The following is a 16,219-nucleotide window of genomic DNA, read 5'->3' as shown; positions in this document are numbered from 1 at the left end:
GCCCGGCCTCGGGGGCCGGCCATGCGGCACGGCAGCACAACTTCCCGTGATCGGCCAAAAGGAAAGGGGGCCCGAAGGCCCCCAATCATCGCAAGTTTGTCGCCTCAGGGATTGGCGGGCGCGGCAGGCTCTTCCGCTACTGCAGGCTCCTCGGCCACCGCAGGCTCTTCCGTCACCTCAGGCTCTGCCGGCGCGGCTTCTTCGCCACCACCGCGGCTGTGGACCCAGAACGACACGGCGCGGATCTCGTCCTCGGACAGACGCTGGTTCCAGTTGGGCATCACGCCGAACCGGGCATTCGCCACCGTCTCGGTGATCGCCGCCCGGCTGCCGCCGTACAGCCAGATCGCATCGTTCAGCTTCGGCGCGCCCTGCGTCCGGTCGCCCGAGCCGTCCTCCATATGACAGGCCGAGCAGTTGTCCAGGTACAGCACCGCCCCTTCCGCTGCCAGCGCCGCGTCATGCTCTTGCCCCGACAGGGCCAGCACATGCTCGACCACCTGGCCGATCTGGGTTTCGTCCAGGATGCCATCCGTCCCGAACGCCGGCATCTGCGAATAACGCGAGTCGTCGTTGTAACGAATGCCGTGGGTGATGGTCAGATGGATGTCCTCCATCGTACCGCCCCACAGCCAGTCGTCGTCCAACAGGTTGGGATAGCCCTTGCCGTCGAAACCGGCCGCACCCGACCCGTGGCAGGTCGAGCAGTTGGTGCGGAACACCGCCGCCCCGGCATTCTCGGCAAAGCCGGCAAGCTCGGGGTCGGTGCCGATCGCGTTCAGGTCGGCGGCGATCAGCTTGGCCTTGATCGGCGCGTTGGCGTCGTCAAAGCGCTTGATCTCCTCGGCAACGGCCAGGCGGGTATCGCCCGCAGGTTCCTCACCCCAAAGACCCTGGGTCGCGCCGTTGATCAGCGGCCAGGCCGGGTAGAAGATCATGTAGCCGATCGACCAGACGATCGTCATGTAGAACACCCAGACCCACCAGCGCGGCAGCGGGTTGTTGTATTCCTCGATACCGTCCCAGCTGTGGCCGGTCGTTTCCACCTGCCGGGGTTCATGCTTTATTGGCTTGGCGCACATCGCTCAGGCCTCCTTCTGGGCAGGGTTGGCTTCCGCAGGACGGTCGTCGTTGCGGAAGATCGAGCTTGCGACCTCTTGGTGCATGGCCCGGCTGCCGGGCCGGAAGGCCCAGACGCACAGTCCCAGGAAGCCAAGGGTCATCGCCAAAAGGAACCAGCTGTCGGCCAGGTGGCGCAGGAAGGAATAGGTTTCCATCTTTGCCCCCTTACCGCGTCGCCACGGGCGTGTAGGTCGAGAAGTCGACCATCGTGCCCAGGACCTGGATATAGGCGATCAGCGCGTCCATCTCGGTCAGTTCGGGCTGGCCGTCGAAGTTGCGGACGTTCACCGGATTGCCGAAGGCCGCGTCGCCATAGCGTTCCTCCAGGCCCGAGCTGTCGCCCATCGGATCGGCCTGGACGGTAAAGTCAGCGAGGGCGCTTTCCACCATCTCGTCGCTATAGTCCACGCCCGCCATCTGGTAGGTGGCGACCAGGTCCTCGACGTAACGGCCGTCGATCACGTTGTCGGCCAGAAAGCCATAGGGCGGCATCACCGATTCCGGCACCACGGACTTCGCGTTCTCAAAGTGGTCCTGGTGCCACTCGTCCGAGTAGCGACCACCCACGCGGGCCAAGTCTGGCCCGGTGCGCTTGGACCCCCACAGGAACGGCCGGTCGTTCACCGATTCCGCCGCCAGGCTGTAGTGGCCATAGCGTTCGACCTCGTCCCGCATGGGGCGGATCATCTGGCTGTGGCAGCCATAGCAGCCCTCGCGGATGTAGATCTGCTGCCCGGCCAGTTCCAGCGGCGTATAGGGCCGCACGCCCTCGACCTTCTCGATCGTGTTCTCCAGATAGAAGAGCGGCACGATCTGAACGATCCCCCCGATGGTTACAACCAGAAGGCTGAGGACCATCAGAAGCGTGGCGTGGGTTTCGATTGCCTTGTGCTTGTCAAGAATTCCCATAGTCCCGTTTCCTTATTCTGCCGGAACGGCCGAGTGCTGCGTCGCCCGTACAGGCTGCGCGCGCACCGTCATCCACAGGTTCCAGCACATGATCAGGGCACCCGTCAGGAACATCAGTCCCCCCGTGGCCCGCACGACATACATCGGGAACTTCGCGGCCACCGTGTCGGCGAAAGCGTTCACCAGGAACCCGTTCGCATCCACTTCACGCCACATCAGGCCTTCCATGATGCCCGTGACCCACATCGACGAGGCATAAAGCACGATCCCGATCGTCGCGAGCCAGAAGTGCCAGCTGACCAGTTTGAGGGAGTAAAGCCCCTCACGGTTCCACAGGCGCGGCACCAGATAGTACAGGACGCCGAAGGTGATCATCCCGTTCCAGCCCAAGGCGCCGGAGTGGACGTGGCCGATGGTCCAGTCGGTGTAGTGGCTCAGCGAGTTCACGGCCTTGATCGACATCATCGGGCCTTCGAAGGTCGACATGCCGTAGAAGCCGATGCTGACGACCATCATCCGGATGATCGGGTCGGTGCGCAGCTTGTCCCAGGCCCCCGACAGCGTCATCAGCCCGTTGATCATCCCGCCCCACGACGGCATCCACAGCATGACCGAGAACACCATGCCCAGCGTCGCCGCCCACTCGGGCAGGGCGGTATAGTGCAGGTGGTGCGGACCGGCCCAGATATAAAGGAAGATCAGCGCCCAGAAGTGGATGATCGACAGCTTGTAGCTGTAGACCGGACGCTCGGCCTGCTTGGGGACAAAGTAGTACATCATCCCCAGGAAGCCCGCGGTCAGGAAGAAGCCCACGGCGTTGTGGCCGTACCACCACTGCACCATCGCGTCCTGCACGCCCGCGTAAAGCTGAACCTGCTGCGACCCGAAGATCGACACCGGGATCGCCGCGTTGTTCACCAGATGCAGCATCGCCACGGTCAGGATCATCGACAAGAGGAACCAGTTCGCCACATAGATGTGGGGTTCCTTGCGCTTGAAGAGCGTGCCCATGAAGGTGATCAGGAAAGCGACCCAGACAACCGTGATCAGGATGTCCACGTACCAGACCGGCTCGGCATATTCCTTGCTTTGCGTGGCACCCAGGACATAGCCCGTCGCCGCCAGCACGATCACCAGCTGCCAGCCCCAGAACACGAACCACCCCAGGCTGCCGCCGAACAGGCGTGCCGCGCTGGTGCGCTGGACGATGTAGAACGAGGACATGATCAGCGCATTGCCGCCAAAGGCGAAGATCACCGCGCTGGTGTGCAGCGGGCGCAGCCGGCCAAAGTTGCCATAGCCGTGCAGCCATTCGAAGTTCAGCTGCGGAAAGGCCAGCTGCAGCGCGATCACCACGCCGACCAGAAAGCCCACCGCGCCCCAGAAGGCCGTGGCGATGGCCCCGGCCCGGACCACGCTGTCGAAATATTCGTGCTGCACATTCGGCTTCGGATCGCCGGCGGTCCGCAGCACCCACAGAAAGGCGATGCCCGCGGCAAGCATCACCGTGATTGCGTTGACCTGATAGGCCAGGTCACGGGCATAATTGGCCGCGATCGCGGCACAGACCGCGACGAGGCCAAGCCCTGCCAGTTTTAGGTAATCCCACATGTCTTCGTGTCCCTTCGTCCTGTCTGTCCCCCGGGCCCATTGCGATTCGGACCTTGGGCGGGCAATTCGACAGCTTCCTTCTGCGCTGCGGCGGCACTTGGCGACATGATCTGAATCAAGTTCCCCCAGTCCGGTGCTTGACCTGCGTCAATGCGGTGACCGACCCTGGACGCCACAGTACGGCATCACCAATGGGAGAAAGCTCCATGGCCTACAAATCGCTTCTTACCGTCGCCGCCTCGACCGAGGGACTTCTGGCCCCCGTCTCCGCCGCCGCCCAGATCGCCATCCGCATGGACGCCCATCTCGATGCCCTGGCGCTGGGGGTGGACCGGACCCAGGTCGGCTATTCCTACGTCGGCTCGGGCGCCGTGATGATCGCCGCCGCGATGGAACGGGCCGAAAGCGACGCCCGCGAAGCCGAAGGCGCACTGAAAGCCGCGCTTGGCGCCCAATCGCCGGACCTGCGCTTTGGCGTGGAATCGGTCGTGACCCAGCTTGGCGCCGTAACCGACGTGGTCGCGGCCCGGGCGCGCTATTCCGATCTGGTGATCCTGCCCCTGCCCTATGGCAAGACCCGTGGCGTCGAGGATGAGGCCCTGACCGAGGCCGCGCTGTTCGAGGGCATGGCCCCCGTGCTGGTCGTGCCGGAGAGCGGGATGAAATCCACCGAGCCGCGCCGCATCATCATCGCCTGGAACCAAAGCCGCGAGGCGCTGGTCGCCACCCGCCGCGCCATGCCCTTCCTGAAGCGGGCCGACAACGTCCAGATCGTCGTGATCGACCCGCCGACCCATGGGCCGGAACGCTCGGACCCCGGCGGCCTTTTGTGCCAGCTTCTGGTCCGCCACGGCATCCGGGCCGAGGTCACGGTCCTCGCCCGCTCGCTGCCGCGCGTCTCGGACGTGCTGGCGCGCCATATCCGGGACCTGGATGCCGAAATGCTGGTGATGGGCGCCTATGGCCACTCGCGCTTCCGCGAGGCGATCATGGGCGGCGCCACCCGCGACATGCTGGAAGGGGCCGAGATCCCGGTGTTCCTGGCGCACTGACCGGGGCGCACTGATCGGGGCGCACTGATCGGGGCGCACTGATCGGGGCGCACTGATCGGGGCGCACTGCCCTTGCAAGGGCTGCCGTCGTCGGGGGCATCGAGCCCCCGGCGACGGCGTTGCCACGGAAGATGGAACCGTCAATGACCGTTCTGGTCCGCGCTTGACGCCGGTCACCGACCCGCGCCGAACCTGCGCCAGCCCTGCAGGGCCAGCCCGGCAACGCCCAGGTGCCCGACCCGGAACGCGCCCCCCGTTACCATCCGGGTCTCAGGCACCGTCAGTTCTGGCAGCTTCAGCAACAGCATCGCGGCGCCCGGCACATAGAAGAACAACAGGACAAAGGTGTGCAGGCCGAAGTTCAGGCGCTCATTCAGGCGCTTGGACGGAAAGGCATGCTCCTCTGAGAACCGGTTGTTGAACCGAAGGGATTTGCGTTTTCTCAGCACCACCAACGCCGCGTAGATGGTGGCGCCCAGGCTGAACAGAACGACGATGGTCGAAATGGCAACGGTGGAATGCAGCGCAAGCAGCATGGCGGCGGTCCAGGTCAAGACCAGCCGAACAAAGACACTCACACCCTCCCGCCCGCGCAAACCCAGCACAAACATCACGAACCTTGCCTTTCAACACAGCGGGGCTGAGCGACGTATCGCTCAGAGACCTTGCAGCTTATGCCACCGGCACCCGGATGCGCCCCTCGCCGATGCGAACGGCGCTGCCGCTGATCCGCACTTCGGTCAGCCGTCCATCCGTGACGCGGACCGTCAGCCCGATCTCGCTGGGCCGGCCCATCTCTACCCCCTGACGCAAGTCCAGCTGCGTCTCGCCTTCCGGCAGCGCGCCGCTTGCCAGAAGCTGCGCCGCAAGGATCGCGCTGGCCGATCCGGTCGCCGGGTCCTCGGGGATGCCGGCCGTGGGCGAGAACATCCGCGCGCGGAACGCGCAGTCGGACCCGGCGGTGTAAAGATAGATGCTGTCCACCCCGGCCGCCTGCATCTGCTCGGACCAGACCGGCTGGATCGGCCGGGCGCGTCCCAGCGCCGCCAGCGAGGCGACGGGGGCATAAAGGAAACGCGGCCCGCCCTGCCAAAGGCCGGGACGATGCGCGCCAAAGCCGATCTCGTCGCGGGCAAGACCCAGTGCCGCCGCCAGCCGCGCGGGGTCCAGCGCGGCCTTTGGGTCTGGTGCATCGCTGACGCCATGCGGCACGACGGGGGCGACGAATTCGGCCCGGACCTGCGTGCCCCGGCGCGACACGCGGACCGGGACCAGCCCCGCCTCTTCCTCCAGTACCAGGTCGCGGTCGAAATCGCCCGACACCCCGGCACAGGCCAGGTGGATCGCGCAGCCGATGGTCGGATGGCCGGCAAAGGGAATCTCGGCCGTGGGAAAGAAGATGCGGACCCGGGCGGTATGATCCGGGTTCCGCGGCGCCTGAACGAAGATCGTCTCGGACAGGTTGAACTCGCGCGCGATGGTCTGCATCTGCGCCGTGGTCAACCTGTCGGCACCCATGACAATGGCCAAGGGGTTCCCGGCAAAGGGCTGGTCGGTAAAGACGTCGCAGGTATGGAAGGTCAGCATGGCCTTGCGGCAAACCTTTCAAAAGTATGAACGGCCACAATTAAACCGTTGATCCAAAAGGATTACCAGACTTTGTCCACCGTGGACAGATCAGACCAGCATGCCCCCATCGGTGTCATCCCCCGCCTCTTCGAGCAGGCGGTCAAGGTCCGGGATGCTGACATGCCGGTTCCCCTCCAGCGTGATGACCCCATCCTTTTTCAAAGCGCTGATCTGCCGGCTGACCGTCTCCAGGGTCAGGCCCAGATAGTCGGCCATCTCCTCGCGCGTCAGGGGCAGGTCCACCGACAGCTGGCCCGAGGACTTTTTCTTGTGCAGCGCCGCCTCACGCCGGGCGATGATCGAGATCAGCGAGGCGATCTTCTCCCGCGCGGTCTTGCGACCGAGAAGCAGCATCCACTCCCGCGCGGCATCCAGTTCGTCCAGCGTCATCTCCAGCAGACGCTGGGCGATGTGGGGGGTCTCGGCGATCAGGGTCTCGAACGGTTTCTTGCGGAAGCAGCACATCACGACGTCGGTCGTGGCGGTGACATCGAAGGCGGCGGTCGAGCGTCCGGGCCGGCCGACGAAATCGGACGGCAGAAGCAGCCCGACCATCTGCCGCCGCCCATCCTCCATCGTCTGGGTCAGACTGGCGATCCCGCTGACGACCGAGCCGACAAACTCCATCCGGTCGCCGGACCAGATGATCGTCTGGCCCGCCTGGAAGCTGCGGTAATACTTGATCTGCTCCAGCTGGGCGAGTTCATCCGTTTCACACCGGGCACAGACCGCTCGGTGTCGGATGGGGCAGTCGCCGCACTGGACATGCACGAAGTGGTCCTGCATCCGGTGTTCCAAAGGTTGATCTGCGTCAAAGTGACGGGGCGCGCTTTGGGTAGTGTAACCCCATGACCCACGATCCGCAACTCGCCCGCCTGGGGCTATTCGACGCGCGCGTGCCCCGGTACACCTCGTACCCCACGGCGCCCCACTTCGGCACATCGGTCGGAGCGGCCGATTTCACTGGCTGGATCGAGGCCGTCCCCGAGGGCAGCCAGATCTCGCTGTACGTCCACGTCCCGTTCTGCCGCCGCCTGTGCTGGTTCTGCGCCTGCCGCACCCAGGGTGTGGCGAACAACGACCCGGTCAACGCCTATGTCGAGACCCTGGTGGAAGAACTGGCCCTGCTGGCCCGCCACCTGCCGCGCGGGGTCAGCCTGTCGCGGCTGCACTGGGGCGGGGGGACGCCAACTCTGCTGGACGCCGGAAGGATGAGCCGTCTGGCCGAGGCGATCTTCCAGGTCGCCCCAATGGCTGCGGATGGCGAATTCTCGGTCGAGATCGACCCGAACGAGATCGACGACCCGCGGCTGGACGCGCTGGCGGCGGCAGGGATGAACCGCGCCTCGATCGGGGTGCAGGACTTTGACCCGATGATCCAGGCCGCGATCGGGCGCGAGCAAAGCTATGCCCTGACCCGTGACGTGGTGGAACGCATCCGCGACCGGGGCATCGCCAGCCTGAACGCCGACATCCTGTATGGCCTGCCGCACCAGACTGGACCGCGCATCGCGGATTCGGTGCAGAAGCTGCTGACCCTCTCGCCCGACCGGGTCGCGCTTTACGGTTATGCCCATGTTCCCTGGATGAGCCGTCGGCAGCAGATGATCCCCTCGGACGCAATGCCGACCCCGCAGGAGCGGCTCTCACTGTTCGAGACCGCGCGCCAGCTTTTCGTCTGGGACGGGTACCGCGAAATCGGCATCGACCACTTCGCCAAGCCCGAGGAAGGGATGGCCCGCGCCCAGGCGGCCGGGCGGTTGCGGCGGAATTTCCAGGGCTATACCGACGACACCGCACCAGTGCTGATCGGGGTGGGCGCCTCGTCCATCAGCCGCTTTCCGCAGGGCTTTGCCCAGAACGCCTCGGCCACGGCAGCGCATGTGAAGGCGATCCGCGAGGGTCGGTTCTCGGCGCACAAAGGCCACCGCTTCAGCGGCGAGGACACCTTGCGCGCCCGGATCATCGAGGCGCTGATGTGTGACTTTGTCGTCCGGCGCGAAGAACTGCTGGCAAACTTTGCCACGACGGAAGCGCGGCTTGACGAGATGTTCCAGGCTGCGAAAGCCGTGTTCGGCGACATGGTGCGAGTGACGGATGAGGGCTTCTTCATTCCCGAACGCGCCCGTCCGTTGACCCGGATGATCGTCCGGTCCTTCGATGCCTACGACAGCGCCCAGGCGCGGCATTCTTCGGCGGTCTGAGGCGCCAAATTTCTTAAGCAAGAAATTTGTCAAAATCCTTGCTTAAGGATCTTGGGTCCAGGACGGTCTGCTCAGCTTCTCTCCAGCCGGGTCAAGAGGTCGATCTGCTGCGGCAGGCAGACCGAGCGAAGATCGTATCTTTCCCGTACCATGGCCTGCGCGGCGGCGCGCATCGGCTGATAGACCTCGGGCCGGGCCAGCGCGTCGGTCAGGGCTGCTGACCAGCCTTGCACGTCGAAGAAATCCACCAGCCGCCCGGTGATGCCATCCTGGATCACCTCGGCCACCGGAGGGGTGTTCGAGCCGACCACAAGCGTCCCGGCGGCCAAGGTTTCGACCATCGACCAGGACAGGACGAAGGGATAGGTCAGATAGGCATGCACCCGGCTGACATGCATGAGGTCGACCAGCCGGTCATAGGGAACCTGCCCGACGAAATTGACGCGGGACAGGTCCAGCCGGTCTTTCACCTCGGCCAGGAATAGATCCTTCCACGAGCCGCCGTCCTTTGGCGGCTGGCCGTAACTTACGTCATTGCCGCCGACGATCACCACCTGGGCGTCCGGCCGGGCGGCCAGAACATCGGGCAGGGCGCGCATGAAGATGTGATAGCCGCGATAGGGCTCAAGGTTGCGGTTGACGAAGGTCAGCACCTCGTCCCCACGTTTGAGGATGCGACCGTCCGGCAAGGCGAACTGCGCTGCGGCGTTTGGGGCCAACCGGTCGCAATCCACACCGTCAAAGATGACCTCGATATTCCGGCGCAGAAGGGGGGGATGGCTGTCGGCCTGCCAGCGGGTGGGCGACAGACCCCGGTCGGCGTGGACCAGCGCCTGGCCCAGATGCGTGGCGCGGCCCTGGGCAATCATCACCTGATCGAAGCTGCGGCTCTGAAACTCCAGGTCAAAGCCGGAATCCGCCCCCTCGCCGCGATAGTAGAACTCGGCAAAGACCAACAGGCGCGCCTCGGGCCAGACTTCCTTGAGGAACAGCGTCTCGCCCCAGCCGGAATGGCCGTAGATCACATCGGGCACATAACCCTGGGCACGCAGACGTTGGGCCAAGCGGGCGACAATGACCGCCCGGTCGCTCATCGTGGTATAGTTGCGGCCCAGGCGGGTCTGGCCGGGATCGACAGGCGGCGGCTTGTAGGCGTAGCGCAAGAGAGGAACGGCGGAACGATGGGTGTTCGACGCTTCGGTGATCGCCCGCACGTCATGGCCACGGCGCTGCATCTCGGGCGCGAGGTGCAGGAACTGGCCGGGAAAGTTCTGGTGGACGAAAAGAAGCTTCACATTCCGGGTCCGAAGGCAGCCGCCATCAGAGCCTTGGTATAATCGGATGAAGGGTTGGTGAACACGGTTTCGCAATCGCCGGTTTCGACGATGTCGCCGGCCCGCATCACCATCACCTTGTGGGCCATGGCCCGGATCACCCGCAGGTCATGGCTGATGAAGATGTAGGCCAGGCCCCATTTGCGCTGCAACTCGCGCAGAAGCTGCACGATCTGGACCTGCACCGTCATGTCCAGCGCACTGGTGGGTTCGTCCAGCACCACGACCAAGGGCCGCAGGATCATCGCGCGGGCGATGGCGATGCGCTGGCGTTGGCCGCCGCTGAATTCATGCGGATAGCGGCCCATCGTGGCGGGGTCTAGGCCGACCTCGGCCATGATCTCGGCCACCATCTCGGTCCGGTTGCGGCCCGGCTCGACGCCGTGGACGCCCAGGCCCTCGGCGATGATCTGCTCCACCGTCATGCGCGGCGAAAGGCTGCCGTAGGGGTCCTGGAACACCACCTGCATGTTGCGGCGAATGACGCGCATCGCCTTGCGGCCCCTGGCGCCAATCAGAGCGTCGCGGGCGGCGGCGGCCAGCTCTCCCCACTGCTGGACGTCGGGGCTGGCTTCGGCCTGGTCCAGCCGGCTGATGTCGCGGCCCAGGAACACGACCTTCCCCTGCGAGTCGAGCAGCCGCAGGATCGCCAGGGCCAGCGTCGTCTTGCCCGAGCCGCTTTCGCCGACGATGCCCAGGGTCTCGCCCGCGCGGACGGTCAGGGTTGCGTCGTTCACCGCCTTCACATGGCCCACGGTGCGGCGCAGAAGGCCCTGCTGGATCGGGAACCAGACGCGCAGGCTTTCGGTCCGCACGATTTCCGGCGCGCCTTCGGGCACGGGATCGGGGCCGCCCTTCTGTTCGGCGGCCAGCAGCTTCTGGGTATAGGGATGGCGGGGATTGGCGAAGATCTCGGCGGTCGGGCCCTGTTCCACGATCTCGCCGCCCTGCATGACGCAGACGCGGTCGGCGATGCGGCGGACGATGCCAAGGTCGTGGGTGATGAACAGAAGGCTCAGCCCCTCGGCCTTTTTCAGATCGGCCAGCAGGTCCAGGATCTGCGCCTGGATCGTCACGTCCAGCGCGGTGGTGGGTTCATCCGCAACCAAAAGCTCTGGCCCGTTGGCCAGCGCCATGGCGATCATCACCCGCTGGCGCTGCCCACCGGAAAGCTGGTGCGGATAGGCGCCTAGTCGGCTTTCGGCGTCGCGAATACCGACCTTCTGCATCAACTCGATGATCCGCGCCCGCGCCTTGTCGCCCGTCAGGCCCTGGTGCAACGCCAGGCTTTCGGCCAGTTGCTTTTCGATCGTGTGCAGGGGGTTCAGGCTGGTCATCGGCTCTTGGAAGATGAAGCTGATGTCGTTGCCCCGCACCTTGCGCAGCGCACGTTCATCGGCGCCCACCATCTGCGTGCCGCGATAGGTGACGGATCCCGTGACCTGCGCGTTGTCACCCAACAGGCCCACGGTGGACAGCGCCGTCACCGACTTGCCCGAGCCGCTTTCGCCGACCAGCGCCACCGTCTCACCCTTGGAGACGGAAAAGCTGACCCCCTTGACCGCCTGGATCACCCGGCCGTCCTGGCGGAAGCTTACGGTCAGGTCGCGGACCTCAAGCACACTCATCTGCCCGCCCTCATCTGAACGTCTTTCGCGGGTCGAAGGCATCGCGGACGCCTTCGAAGATGAAGACCAGCAGCGACAGCATGATGGCAAAGGTGAAGAACGAGACGAAGGCCAGATGCGGCGATTGCAGGTTCTGCTGCGCCTGGCGCGACAACTGGCCGAGCGAGGGAGAACTGGTGGGCAGGCCGAAGCCCAGGTAGTCCAGCATGGCGAGCGAGCCGATGGTCCCGGTGATGATGAAGGGCAGCATGGTCAGCGTCGCGACCATGGCGTTCGGCAACAGGTGGCGGAACATGATCTGCATGTCCGGCACGCCCAGGGCACGGGCGGCGCGGACGTATTCGAAGTTCCGGGCGCGCAGAAACTCGGCCCGGACCACGCCGACCAGGGCGGTCCAGCCGAACAGCACCATCAGCCCCACCATCAGCCAGAAGCTTTTGGACCAGACGGCAGTCAGGATGATGATGACATACAGCGTCGGGACCGAGGACCAAAGCTCGATCACCCGCTGGAAGATCAGGTCGGTCCGGCCGCCGAAATAGCCCTGCACCGCGCCCGCCGCGATTCCGATGATCGAGGTGAGTGCCGTGACCAGAAGCGCGAAGGTGACCGAGAGGCGGAAGCCATAGATCACCCGCGCCGCCACGTCGCGGCTGGTGTCGTCGGTGCCCAGCCAGTTCTGCGCCGAGGGCGCGCCCGGGGCCACCCCGCCAGTGTTGACGATGGTGTTGTAGCTGTAGGGGATCGGCGCCCACAGGATCCAGCCGGCTTGCACCGGCTGACCGGCAGCGGTGCCGCTGGCCTGAACCTCGCCGATGATGCCCTGCGGGTCGTCCCAGCAGTCAAGCGAGCCTTGCGCGATGATCAGGCACTGCACCTCGACCGAGGAATACTTCGCCTCGGTCCGCAGGTCGCCGCCGAAGGCGATCTCGGGATAGAACTGGAAGGCGGGGGTAAAATACTCGTCGTTATACCGCACCAGGATCGGGCGATCGTTGGCGATCAACTCGGCGCAAAGCGAGATGCCGTAGAGGACCAGGAAGATCCACAGCGACCAATAGGCCCGCCGGTTCGCCTTGAAGTTCCGCCAGCGGCGCTGGTTCAGGGGGGACAGTCGGAAAGGCGCCATCAACCGCGCCTTTCAAAGTCGATGCGCGGATCGACCAGCACATACATCAGGTCCGAAAGGATCCCGACCACCAGTCCGATCAGCCCGAAGGCAAAGAGCGTGCCGAAGATCACCGGATAGTCGCGTTCCACCGCCGAGCGATAGCCAAGCTGTCCCAGCCCATCCAGCGAGAAGATGAACTCGATGATCAGGCTGGACCCGAAGAACACCCCCAGGAACAGGCTGGGGAAACCGGCGATCACGATCAGCATCGCGTTGCGGAACACATGGCCATACAGCACCCGCGCCTCGGACAGGCCCTTGGCGCGGGCGGTCATCACGTACTGCTTCTTGATCTCGTCCAGAAAGCTGTTCTTTGTCAGCAAGGTCAGCGTCGCAAAGGCGCTGATCAGCTGGGCGGTAACCGGCAGGATGATGTGCCACAGGTAATCGGTGATCTTCTGGTACCAGGGAAAATCCTCCCACCCGTCCGAGGTCAGGCCGCGCAGGGGGAACCACTGGAAATAGGACCCGCCGGCAAAGACCACCATCAGCATGATGGCAAACAGGAAGCCGGGGATCGCATAGGCCGCGATGATGATTCCGCTGGTCCAGGTGTCGAAGCTGGACCCGTCGCGGACCGCCTTGCGGATGCCAAGCGGGATCGAGATCAGATAGGCGATCAGGGTGGACCACAGGCCCAGCGTGATGGAAACCGGCATCTTTTCCAGCACCAGATCGACCACGCTGATCGACCGGAAGTAGCTTTCGCCGAAATCCAGCGTCAGGTAGTTGCCCATCATGATGAAGAACCGCTCGACCGCGGGGATCTGCTCTTTGCGGCATTCCTCGGCGGTCAGGCTGGGCACCCCGACAAAGCCCTCGTCGCAGACGATGCGGGCGAAGCCGAACTGCACCTCCAGCTTGGCCAGGAATTCCGGCGGCAAGCCCCGCGCGCCGACATAGCCCGAGTCCTCTTCCTGGACCCCGCCGCCTTCGGTGCCGGCGATGTTCTGGATCGAGTCGCCCTCGCCCTCCAGCCGGGCGCGGATCTGGTCGATCGGGCCGCCGGGGACGAACTGGGTCAGCGCAAAATTGATCAACATGACCCCGAACAACGTCGGGATCACCAGAAGTAGCCGTCGAAGGATGTAGCCGCCCAAAACTGCCGACCGTTCCTGTTACCTTAACGCACCCTTGGCTTTCAGCGCCTCGGCTTTTTCGGCGTTGTACCACCAGAACGACATCTCGCCCAGCGCATATGGGGGCAAAGTCTCGGGGCGTTCGTACATGTTGTAGTAGGCGACCCAGTTGTCCCGCTTGTAATAGCGCGGCACCAGGACGAACTGCGACCGCAGCACCCGGTCCAGCGCGCGGACGGCAGTGTGCAGTTCCTCACGCGTGGTGGCGGCTTCGACCTGGTCCAGCAGTCGGTCCACCGCCGGATCGGCATAGCCCATCCGGTTGCGGCTGGAGTTGTCCTTGGCCACGCTGGCCCAGGCCTGCTTCAGCACGCCACCGGGTTCCAGCCCACCGTTCACAACCGCTGTTGGCACCGCGTCGAAGTCGAAGTTGGGCGGGCTGGCCCGTTCCTGCAGTTGCGGGTCATCGATGATGTCAAAGCTGGCATCGACGCCCAGCGCCAGCAGGTTTTCGACATAGGCGTTCATCACCGGCAACAGGTCGGTGCGGGAATGGATCATCTCCATCCGCAACGTCTCTCCGGTCGCGTTGCGGCGGACGCCGTCGTCGCCCGCGACCCAGCCGGCCTCGTCCAGAAGGGCCGAGGCGCGGCGCAGGTTGCCCCGGTCCAGCGCACGATCTTCCGAGGATACGGGCGCCATCACCGCCTCATCCGTCAGGATGCTGGCCGGGAGCAGGCCCTCGTCCACCAGGGGCTGCAGTAGCGCCACCTCGCCCGGCGTGGGCGTGCCGGTCGCGGCAAGTTCCGAGTTTTCCCAGATCGAGTTGATCCGGCTGAACAGGCCATAGAACAGCGACTTGTTCGACCATTCAAAGTTGAACATCAGCCCGATCGCCTCACGCACCCGCGGGTCCTGGAACTGGGCGCGGCGCAGGTTGTAGATTACCGCCTGACCGCCGGCGATGTTGCCCGAGGGCAGGACTTCGGTCACCACATCCCCGGCCTGCACGGCGGGGAATTGGTATTCGGTCGCCCAGCGCTTGGGCAGGCTCTCGTTGCGGAAGGTGTAGACGCCGGCCTTGAACGCCTCCATCGCGGCATTGTCGTCGCCGAAATATTCGATGCGGATGCGGTCAAAGTTGTTCTGGCCGACGTTCAGCGGGTGGGTTTCGCCCCAGTAATCCTCGTCCCGCTTGTAGATGATCTGGCGGCCGGGATCGAAGCTTTCCAGCACATAGGCGCCCGTGCCCAGGAACGGCTCCAGGCTGGATTTCTCCAGATCGCGGTTGTTCTCTTCGTAGTGCTTTTTCGAGAAGATCGTCGTCCCACCCGCCTGGGCCGGCATGTCGCGGAAGGGGGTGCCGGGGGTGAAGGTGAACTTGATGCGGTAGGGGTCCAGCACCTCGACCTTTTCGAACTTGCCGCCCGCCACGCTGCGGTATTCGGGGATGCCCTTCTCCATGAACAGGTTGTGGCTGAACAGAACATCCTCGGCCGTCATGGGCGTGCCGTCCGAGAATTTCACATCCTTGCGCAGGTTGAAGATCACCCAGGACCGGTCCTCGGGGTATTCCATCGTCTCGCACAAAAGGCAGTAGGCGGCGCTGACGTCGTCGGCGGTGCCGGACAGGATGGATTCGTAGAAGATCGAGGACAGCGCCGCCGCATTGCCGGCGATGGCATAGGGGTTGAAGCTGTCAAAGCTGCCCGGTGCCCACTGGCTGATCTCGCCACCCTTAGGGGCATCTGGGTTGACGTAGGGCAGATGCGTGAAGTCGGCCGGAAGGGCGAGGTCGCCGAAGGTGGAAATGCCGTGCGACACGATCACCGTTTCGGCCCGCAGCGCCAGGGTCGTTGCCGCCAGGGCCAGGATCGCGGTGCCGGTCGCCAGCAGCGGCCCGTATGCCGCCCGCCGCACTGCCTGCGCCCGCACCACCGCCGGTCTTGCCTTCCGCATCAGCCACTCCCCCCTGGGTCAACCTTTCCTATTCATTGATCCTATTCGCGGCTTTGTCGAGCCAACAAGCCGCGACCGGCCCGCGCATTTGCGTGATTGGCGCACCACCGCCCAACGCACGAGCAACCACTAGCGCAGCCGGAATACGGCCGAGTCGCCCGCGCCCCGGTCAACCGTAAAGCGCACCTTCTCGGCACCTTGTGCTTCGACAAGCTGGCAGTTGTATTCGATGGGTGTCCCGCTCCAGTCCATCTCGCGGCAGAAATAGCCGTCGCTCCAGGTCCATTTCCCGGTGATCTCCCACCCCAGGGCCGAACCCTTGATGCTGCCGTCCGGAAGGACGTTGATCGACAGGTTGTAAAGCCCGATCCGCAGGACGCGGTCCTTGACCAAATCCAGGAACTTGCCCTCCTCGCGGACAGGCTCAAAGTCGTTCGCCGTCGCCGAAACCGGGGCGGCCAGCAGGGACAGCACGAAAAGCAGGCGCAGCATCGCATCCTCCGGGCACAGACCCAGCTATT

General features: G+C 64.8%; 15 protein-coding genes. 2 read left to right on the top strand and 13 right to left on the bottom strand.

From position 1 onward, the window contains the following. Positions 1 to 104 precede the first annotated feature (104 nt). Genes ccoP through ccoN form a run of 4 tightly spaced genes read right to left on the bottom strand, consistent with a single transcriptional unit; the run spans position 105 to position 3,642 of the window. Positions 105 to 1,082, bottom strand: coding sequence for a cytochrome-c oxidase, cbb3-type subunit III (gene ccoP, locus CXR42_RS18175; RefSeq protein ID WP_103259014.1), 978 nt, complete (start codon positions 1,080 to 1,082; stop codon positions 105 to 107). Positions 1,083 to 1,085: 3 nt separating this feature from the next. Further along, positions 1,086 to 1,277 (bottom strand): cbb3-type cytochrome c oxidase subunit 3, encoded by a 192-nt coding sequence (locus CXR42_RS18170; RefSeq protein ID WP_103259013.1) that lies wholly within the window; start codon positions 1,275 to 1,277, stop codon positions 1,086 to 1,088. Between the two features lie 10 nt (positions 1,278 to 1,287). Next, positions 1,288 to 2,031: a cytochrome-c oxidase, cbb3-type subunit II gene (gene ccoO, locus CXR42_RS18165; protein ID WP_103259012.1), complete on the bottom strand. Its 744-nt coding sequence runs from the start codon at positions 2,029 to 2,031 to the stop codon at positions 1,288 to 1,290. 12 nt (positions 2,032 to 2,043) lie between these two features. Further along, entirely contained in the window at positions 2,044 to 3,642 is a 1,599-nt protein-coding gene (gene ccoN, locus CXR42_RS18160) for a cytochrome-c oxidase, cbb3-type subunit I (RefSeq protein ID WP_103259011.1), read from the bottom strand. Positions 3,643 to 3,848: 206 nt separating this feature from the next. Here ccoN and CXR42_RS18155 point away from each other — a divergent pair, with 206 nt between their 5' ends. Further along, positions 3,849 to 4,694, top strand: coding sequence for a universal stress protein (locus CXR42_RS18155; protein WP_103259010.1), 846 nt, complete (start codon positions 3,849 to 3,851; stop codon positions 4,692 to 4,694). Between the two features lie 173 nt (positions 4,695 to 4,867). On the opposite strand, the gene CXR42_RS18150 is transcribed toward CXR42_RS18155, so the two are convergent. The 3 genes from CXR42_RS18150 to fnrL form a co-directional block, all read right to left on the bottom strand. Next, positions 4,868 to 5,230: a hypothetical protein gene (locus CXR42_RS18150; RefSeq protein ID WP_180996108.1), complete on the bottom strand. Its 363-nt coding sequence runs from the start codon at positions 5,228 to 5,230 to the stop codon at positions 4,868 to 4,870. Positions 5,231 to 5,366: 136 nt separating this feature from the next. After that, positions 5,367 to 6,281, bottom strand: a complete 915-nt coding sequence (locus CXR42_RS18145; RefSeq protein ID WP_103259008.1) for a PhzF family phenazine biosynthesis protein — start codon at positions 6,279 to 6,281, stop codon at positions 5,367 to 5,369. A 90-nt stretch (positions 6,282 to 6,371) separates the two neighbouring features. Beyond that, a complete protein-coding gene (gene fnrL / locus CXR42_RS18140; protein ID WP_103259007.1) occupies positions 6,372 to 7,109 on the bottom strand; it encodes a transcriptional regulator FnrL in 738 nt (245 codons plus the stop codon). A 62-nt stretch (positions 7,110 to 7,171) separates the two neighbouring features. Here fnrL and hemN point away from each other — a divergent pair, with 62 nt between their 5' ends. Beyond that, the gene (hemN, locus tag CXR42_RS18135; RefSeq protein ID WP_103259006.1) at positions 7,172 to 8,527 is read left to right on the top strand and encodes an oxygen-independent coproporphyrinogen III oxidase; all 1,356 of its coding nucleotides are present in this window, start codon (positions 7,172 to 7,174) and stop codon (positions 8,525 to 8,527) included. Positions 8,528 to 8,598: 71 nt separating this feature from the next. Here the strand turns inward: hemN and CXR42_RS18130 are convergent, their stop codons facing one another. From CXR42_RS18130 to CXR42_RS18105, 6 genes are all read right to left on the bottom strand, one after another. Then, positions 8,599 to 9,822 (bottom strand): glycosyltransferase, encoded by a 1,224-nt coding sequence (locus tag CXR42_RS18130; protein ID WP_103259005.1) that lies wholly within the window; start codon positions 9,820 to 9,822, stop codon positions 8,599 to 8,601. Then, a complete protein-coding gene (locus CXR42_RS18125; RefSeq protein WP_103259004.1) occupies positions 9,819 to 11,489 on the bottom strand; it encodes an ABC transporter ATP-binding protein in 1,671 nt (556 codons plus the stop codon). The genes CXR42_RS18130 and CXR42_RS18125 overlap by 4 nt, the downstream gene beginning before the upstream one ends. Positions 11,490 to 11,499: 10 nt before the next feature. Next, positions 11,500 to 12,618 carry an ABC transporter permease gene (locus CXR42_RS18120; protein ID WP_103259003.1) on the bottom strand — a complete coding sequence of 373 codons (1,119 nt, stop codon included), beginning with the start codon at positions 12,616 to 12,618 and terminating at the stop codon, positions 11,500 to 11,502. Then, positions 12,618 to 13,760: a microcin C ABC transporter permease YejB gene (locus CXR42_RS18115; protein WP_103259002.1), complete on the bottom strand. Its 1,143-nt coding sequence runs from the start codon at positions 13,758 to 13,760 to the stop codon at positions 12,618 to 12,620. The genes CXR42_RS18120 and CXR42_RS18115 overlap by 1 nt, the downstream gene beginning before the upstream one ends. Positions 13,761 to 13,778: 18 nt before the next feature. Further along, positions 13,779 to 15,698, bottom strand: coding sequence for an extracellular solute-binding protein (locus tag CXR42_RS18110; protein WP_103259001.1), 1,920 nt, complete (start codon positions 15,696 to 15,698; stop codon positions 13,779 to 13,781). Positions 15,699 to 15,827: 129 nt separating this feature from the next. Continuing rightward, positions 15,828 to 16,190 (bottom strand): dihydrodipicolinate reductase, encoded by a 363-nt coding sequence (locus CXR42_RS18105; RefSeq protein ID WP_103259000.1) that lies wholly within the window; start codon positions 16,188 to 16,190, stop codon positions 15,828 to 15,830. Positions 16,191 to 16,219: the final 29 nt, after the last annotated feature.

It is taken from the genome of Tabrizicola aquatica (genome assembly GCF_002900975.1).
Lineage (GTDB): Bacteria > Pseudomonadota > Alphaproteobacteria > Rhodobacterales > Rhodobacteraceae > Tabrizicola > Tabrizicola aquatica.
The sequence above is the reverse complement of the archived record's forward strand: the minus strand, read 5'-3'. Positions and strand labels throughout refer to the sequence as shown.

What these genes read in the sequence shown, in the direction of transcription:
- fnrL (WP_103259007.1), bottom strand. Translation starts at nt 7,109, where the DNA reads ATGCAGGACCACTTCGTGCATGTCCAGTGCGGCGACTGCCCCATCCGA.
- CXR42_RS18170 (WP_103259013.1), bottom strand. Translation starts at nt 1,277, where the DNA reads ATGGAAACCTATTCCTTCCTGCGCCACCTGGCCGACAGCTGGTTCCTT.
- ccoP (WP_103259014.1), bottom strand. Translation starts at nt 1,082, where the DNA reads ATGTGCGCCAAGCCAATAAAGCATGAACCCCGGCAGGTGGAAACGACC.
- CXR42_RS18120 (WP_103259003.1), bottom strand. Translation starts at nt 12,618, where the DNA reads ATGGCGCCTTTCCGACTGTCCCCCCTGAACCAGCGCCGCTGGCGGAAC.
- CXR42_RS18105 (WP_103259000.1), bottom strand. Translation starts at nt 16,190, where the DNA reads ATGCTGCGCCTGCTTTTCGTGCTGTCCCTGCTGGCCGCCCCGGTTTCG.
- CXR42_RS18145 (WP_103259008.1), bottom strand. Translation starts at nt 6,281, where the DNA reads ATGCTGACCTTCCATACCTGCGACGTCTTTACCGACCAGCCCTTTGCC.
- ccoN (WP_103259011.1), bottom strand. Translation starts at nt 3,642, where the DNA reads ATGTGGGATTACCTAAAACTGGCAGGGCTTGGCCTCGTCGCGGTCTGT.
- CXR42_RS18110 (WP_103259001.1), bottom strand. Translation starts at nt 15,698, where the DNA reads ATGCGGAAGGCAAGACCGGCGGTGGTGCGGGCGCAGGCAGTGCGGCGG.
- CXR42_RS18150 (WP_180996108.1), bottom strand. Translation starts at nt 5,230, where the DNA reads ATGCTGCTTGCGCTGCATTCCACCGTTGCCATTTCGACCATCGTCGTT.
- CXR42_RS18125 (WP_103259004.1), bottom strand. Translation starts at nt 11,489, where the DNA reads ATGAGTGTGCTTGAGGTCCGCGACCTGACCGTAAGCTTCCGCCAGGAC.
- ccoO (WP_103259012.1), bottom strand. Translation starts at nt 2,031, where the DNA reads ATGGGAATTCTTGACAAGCACAAGGCAATCGAAACCCACGCCACGCTT.
- CXR42_RS18155 (WP_103259010.1), top strand. Translation starts at nt 3,849, where the DNA reads ATGGCCTACAAATCGCTTCTTACCGTCGCCGCCTCGACCGAGGGACTT.
- hemN (WP_103259006.1), top strand. Translation starts at nt 7,172, where the DNA reads ATGACCCACGATCCGCAACTCGCCCGCCTGGGGCTATTCGACGCGCGC.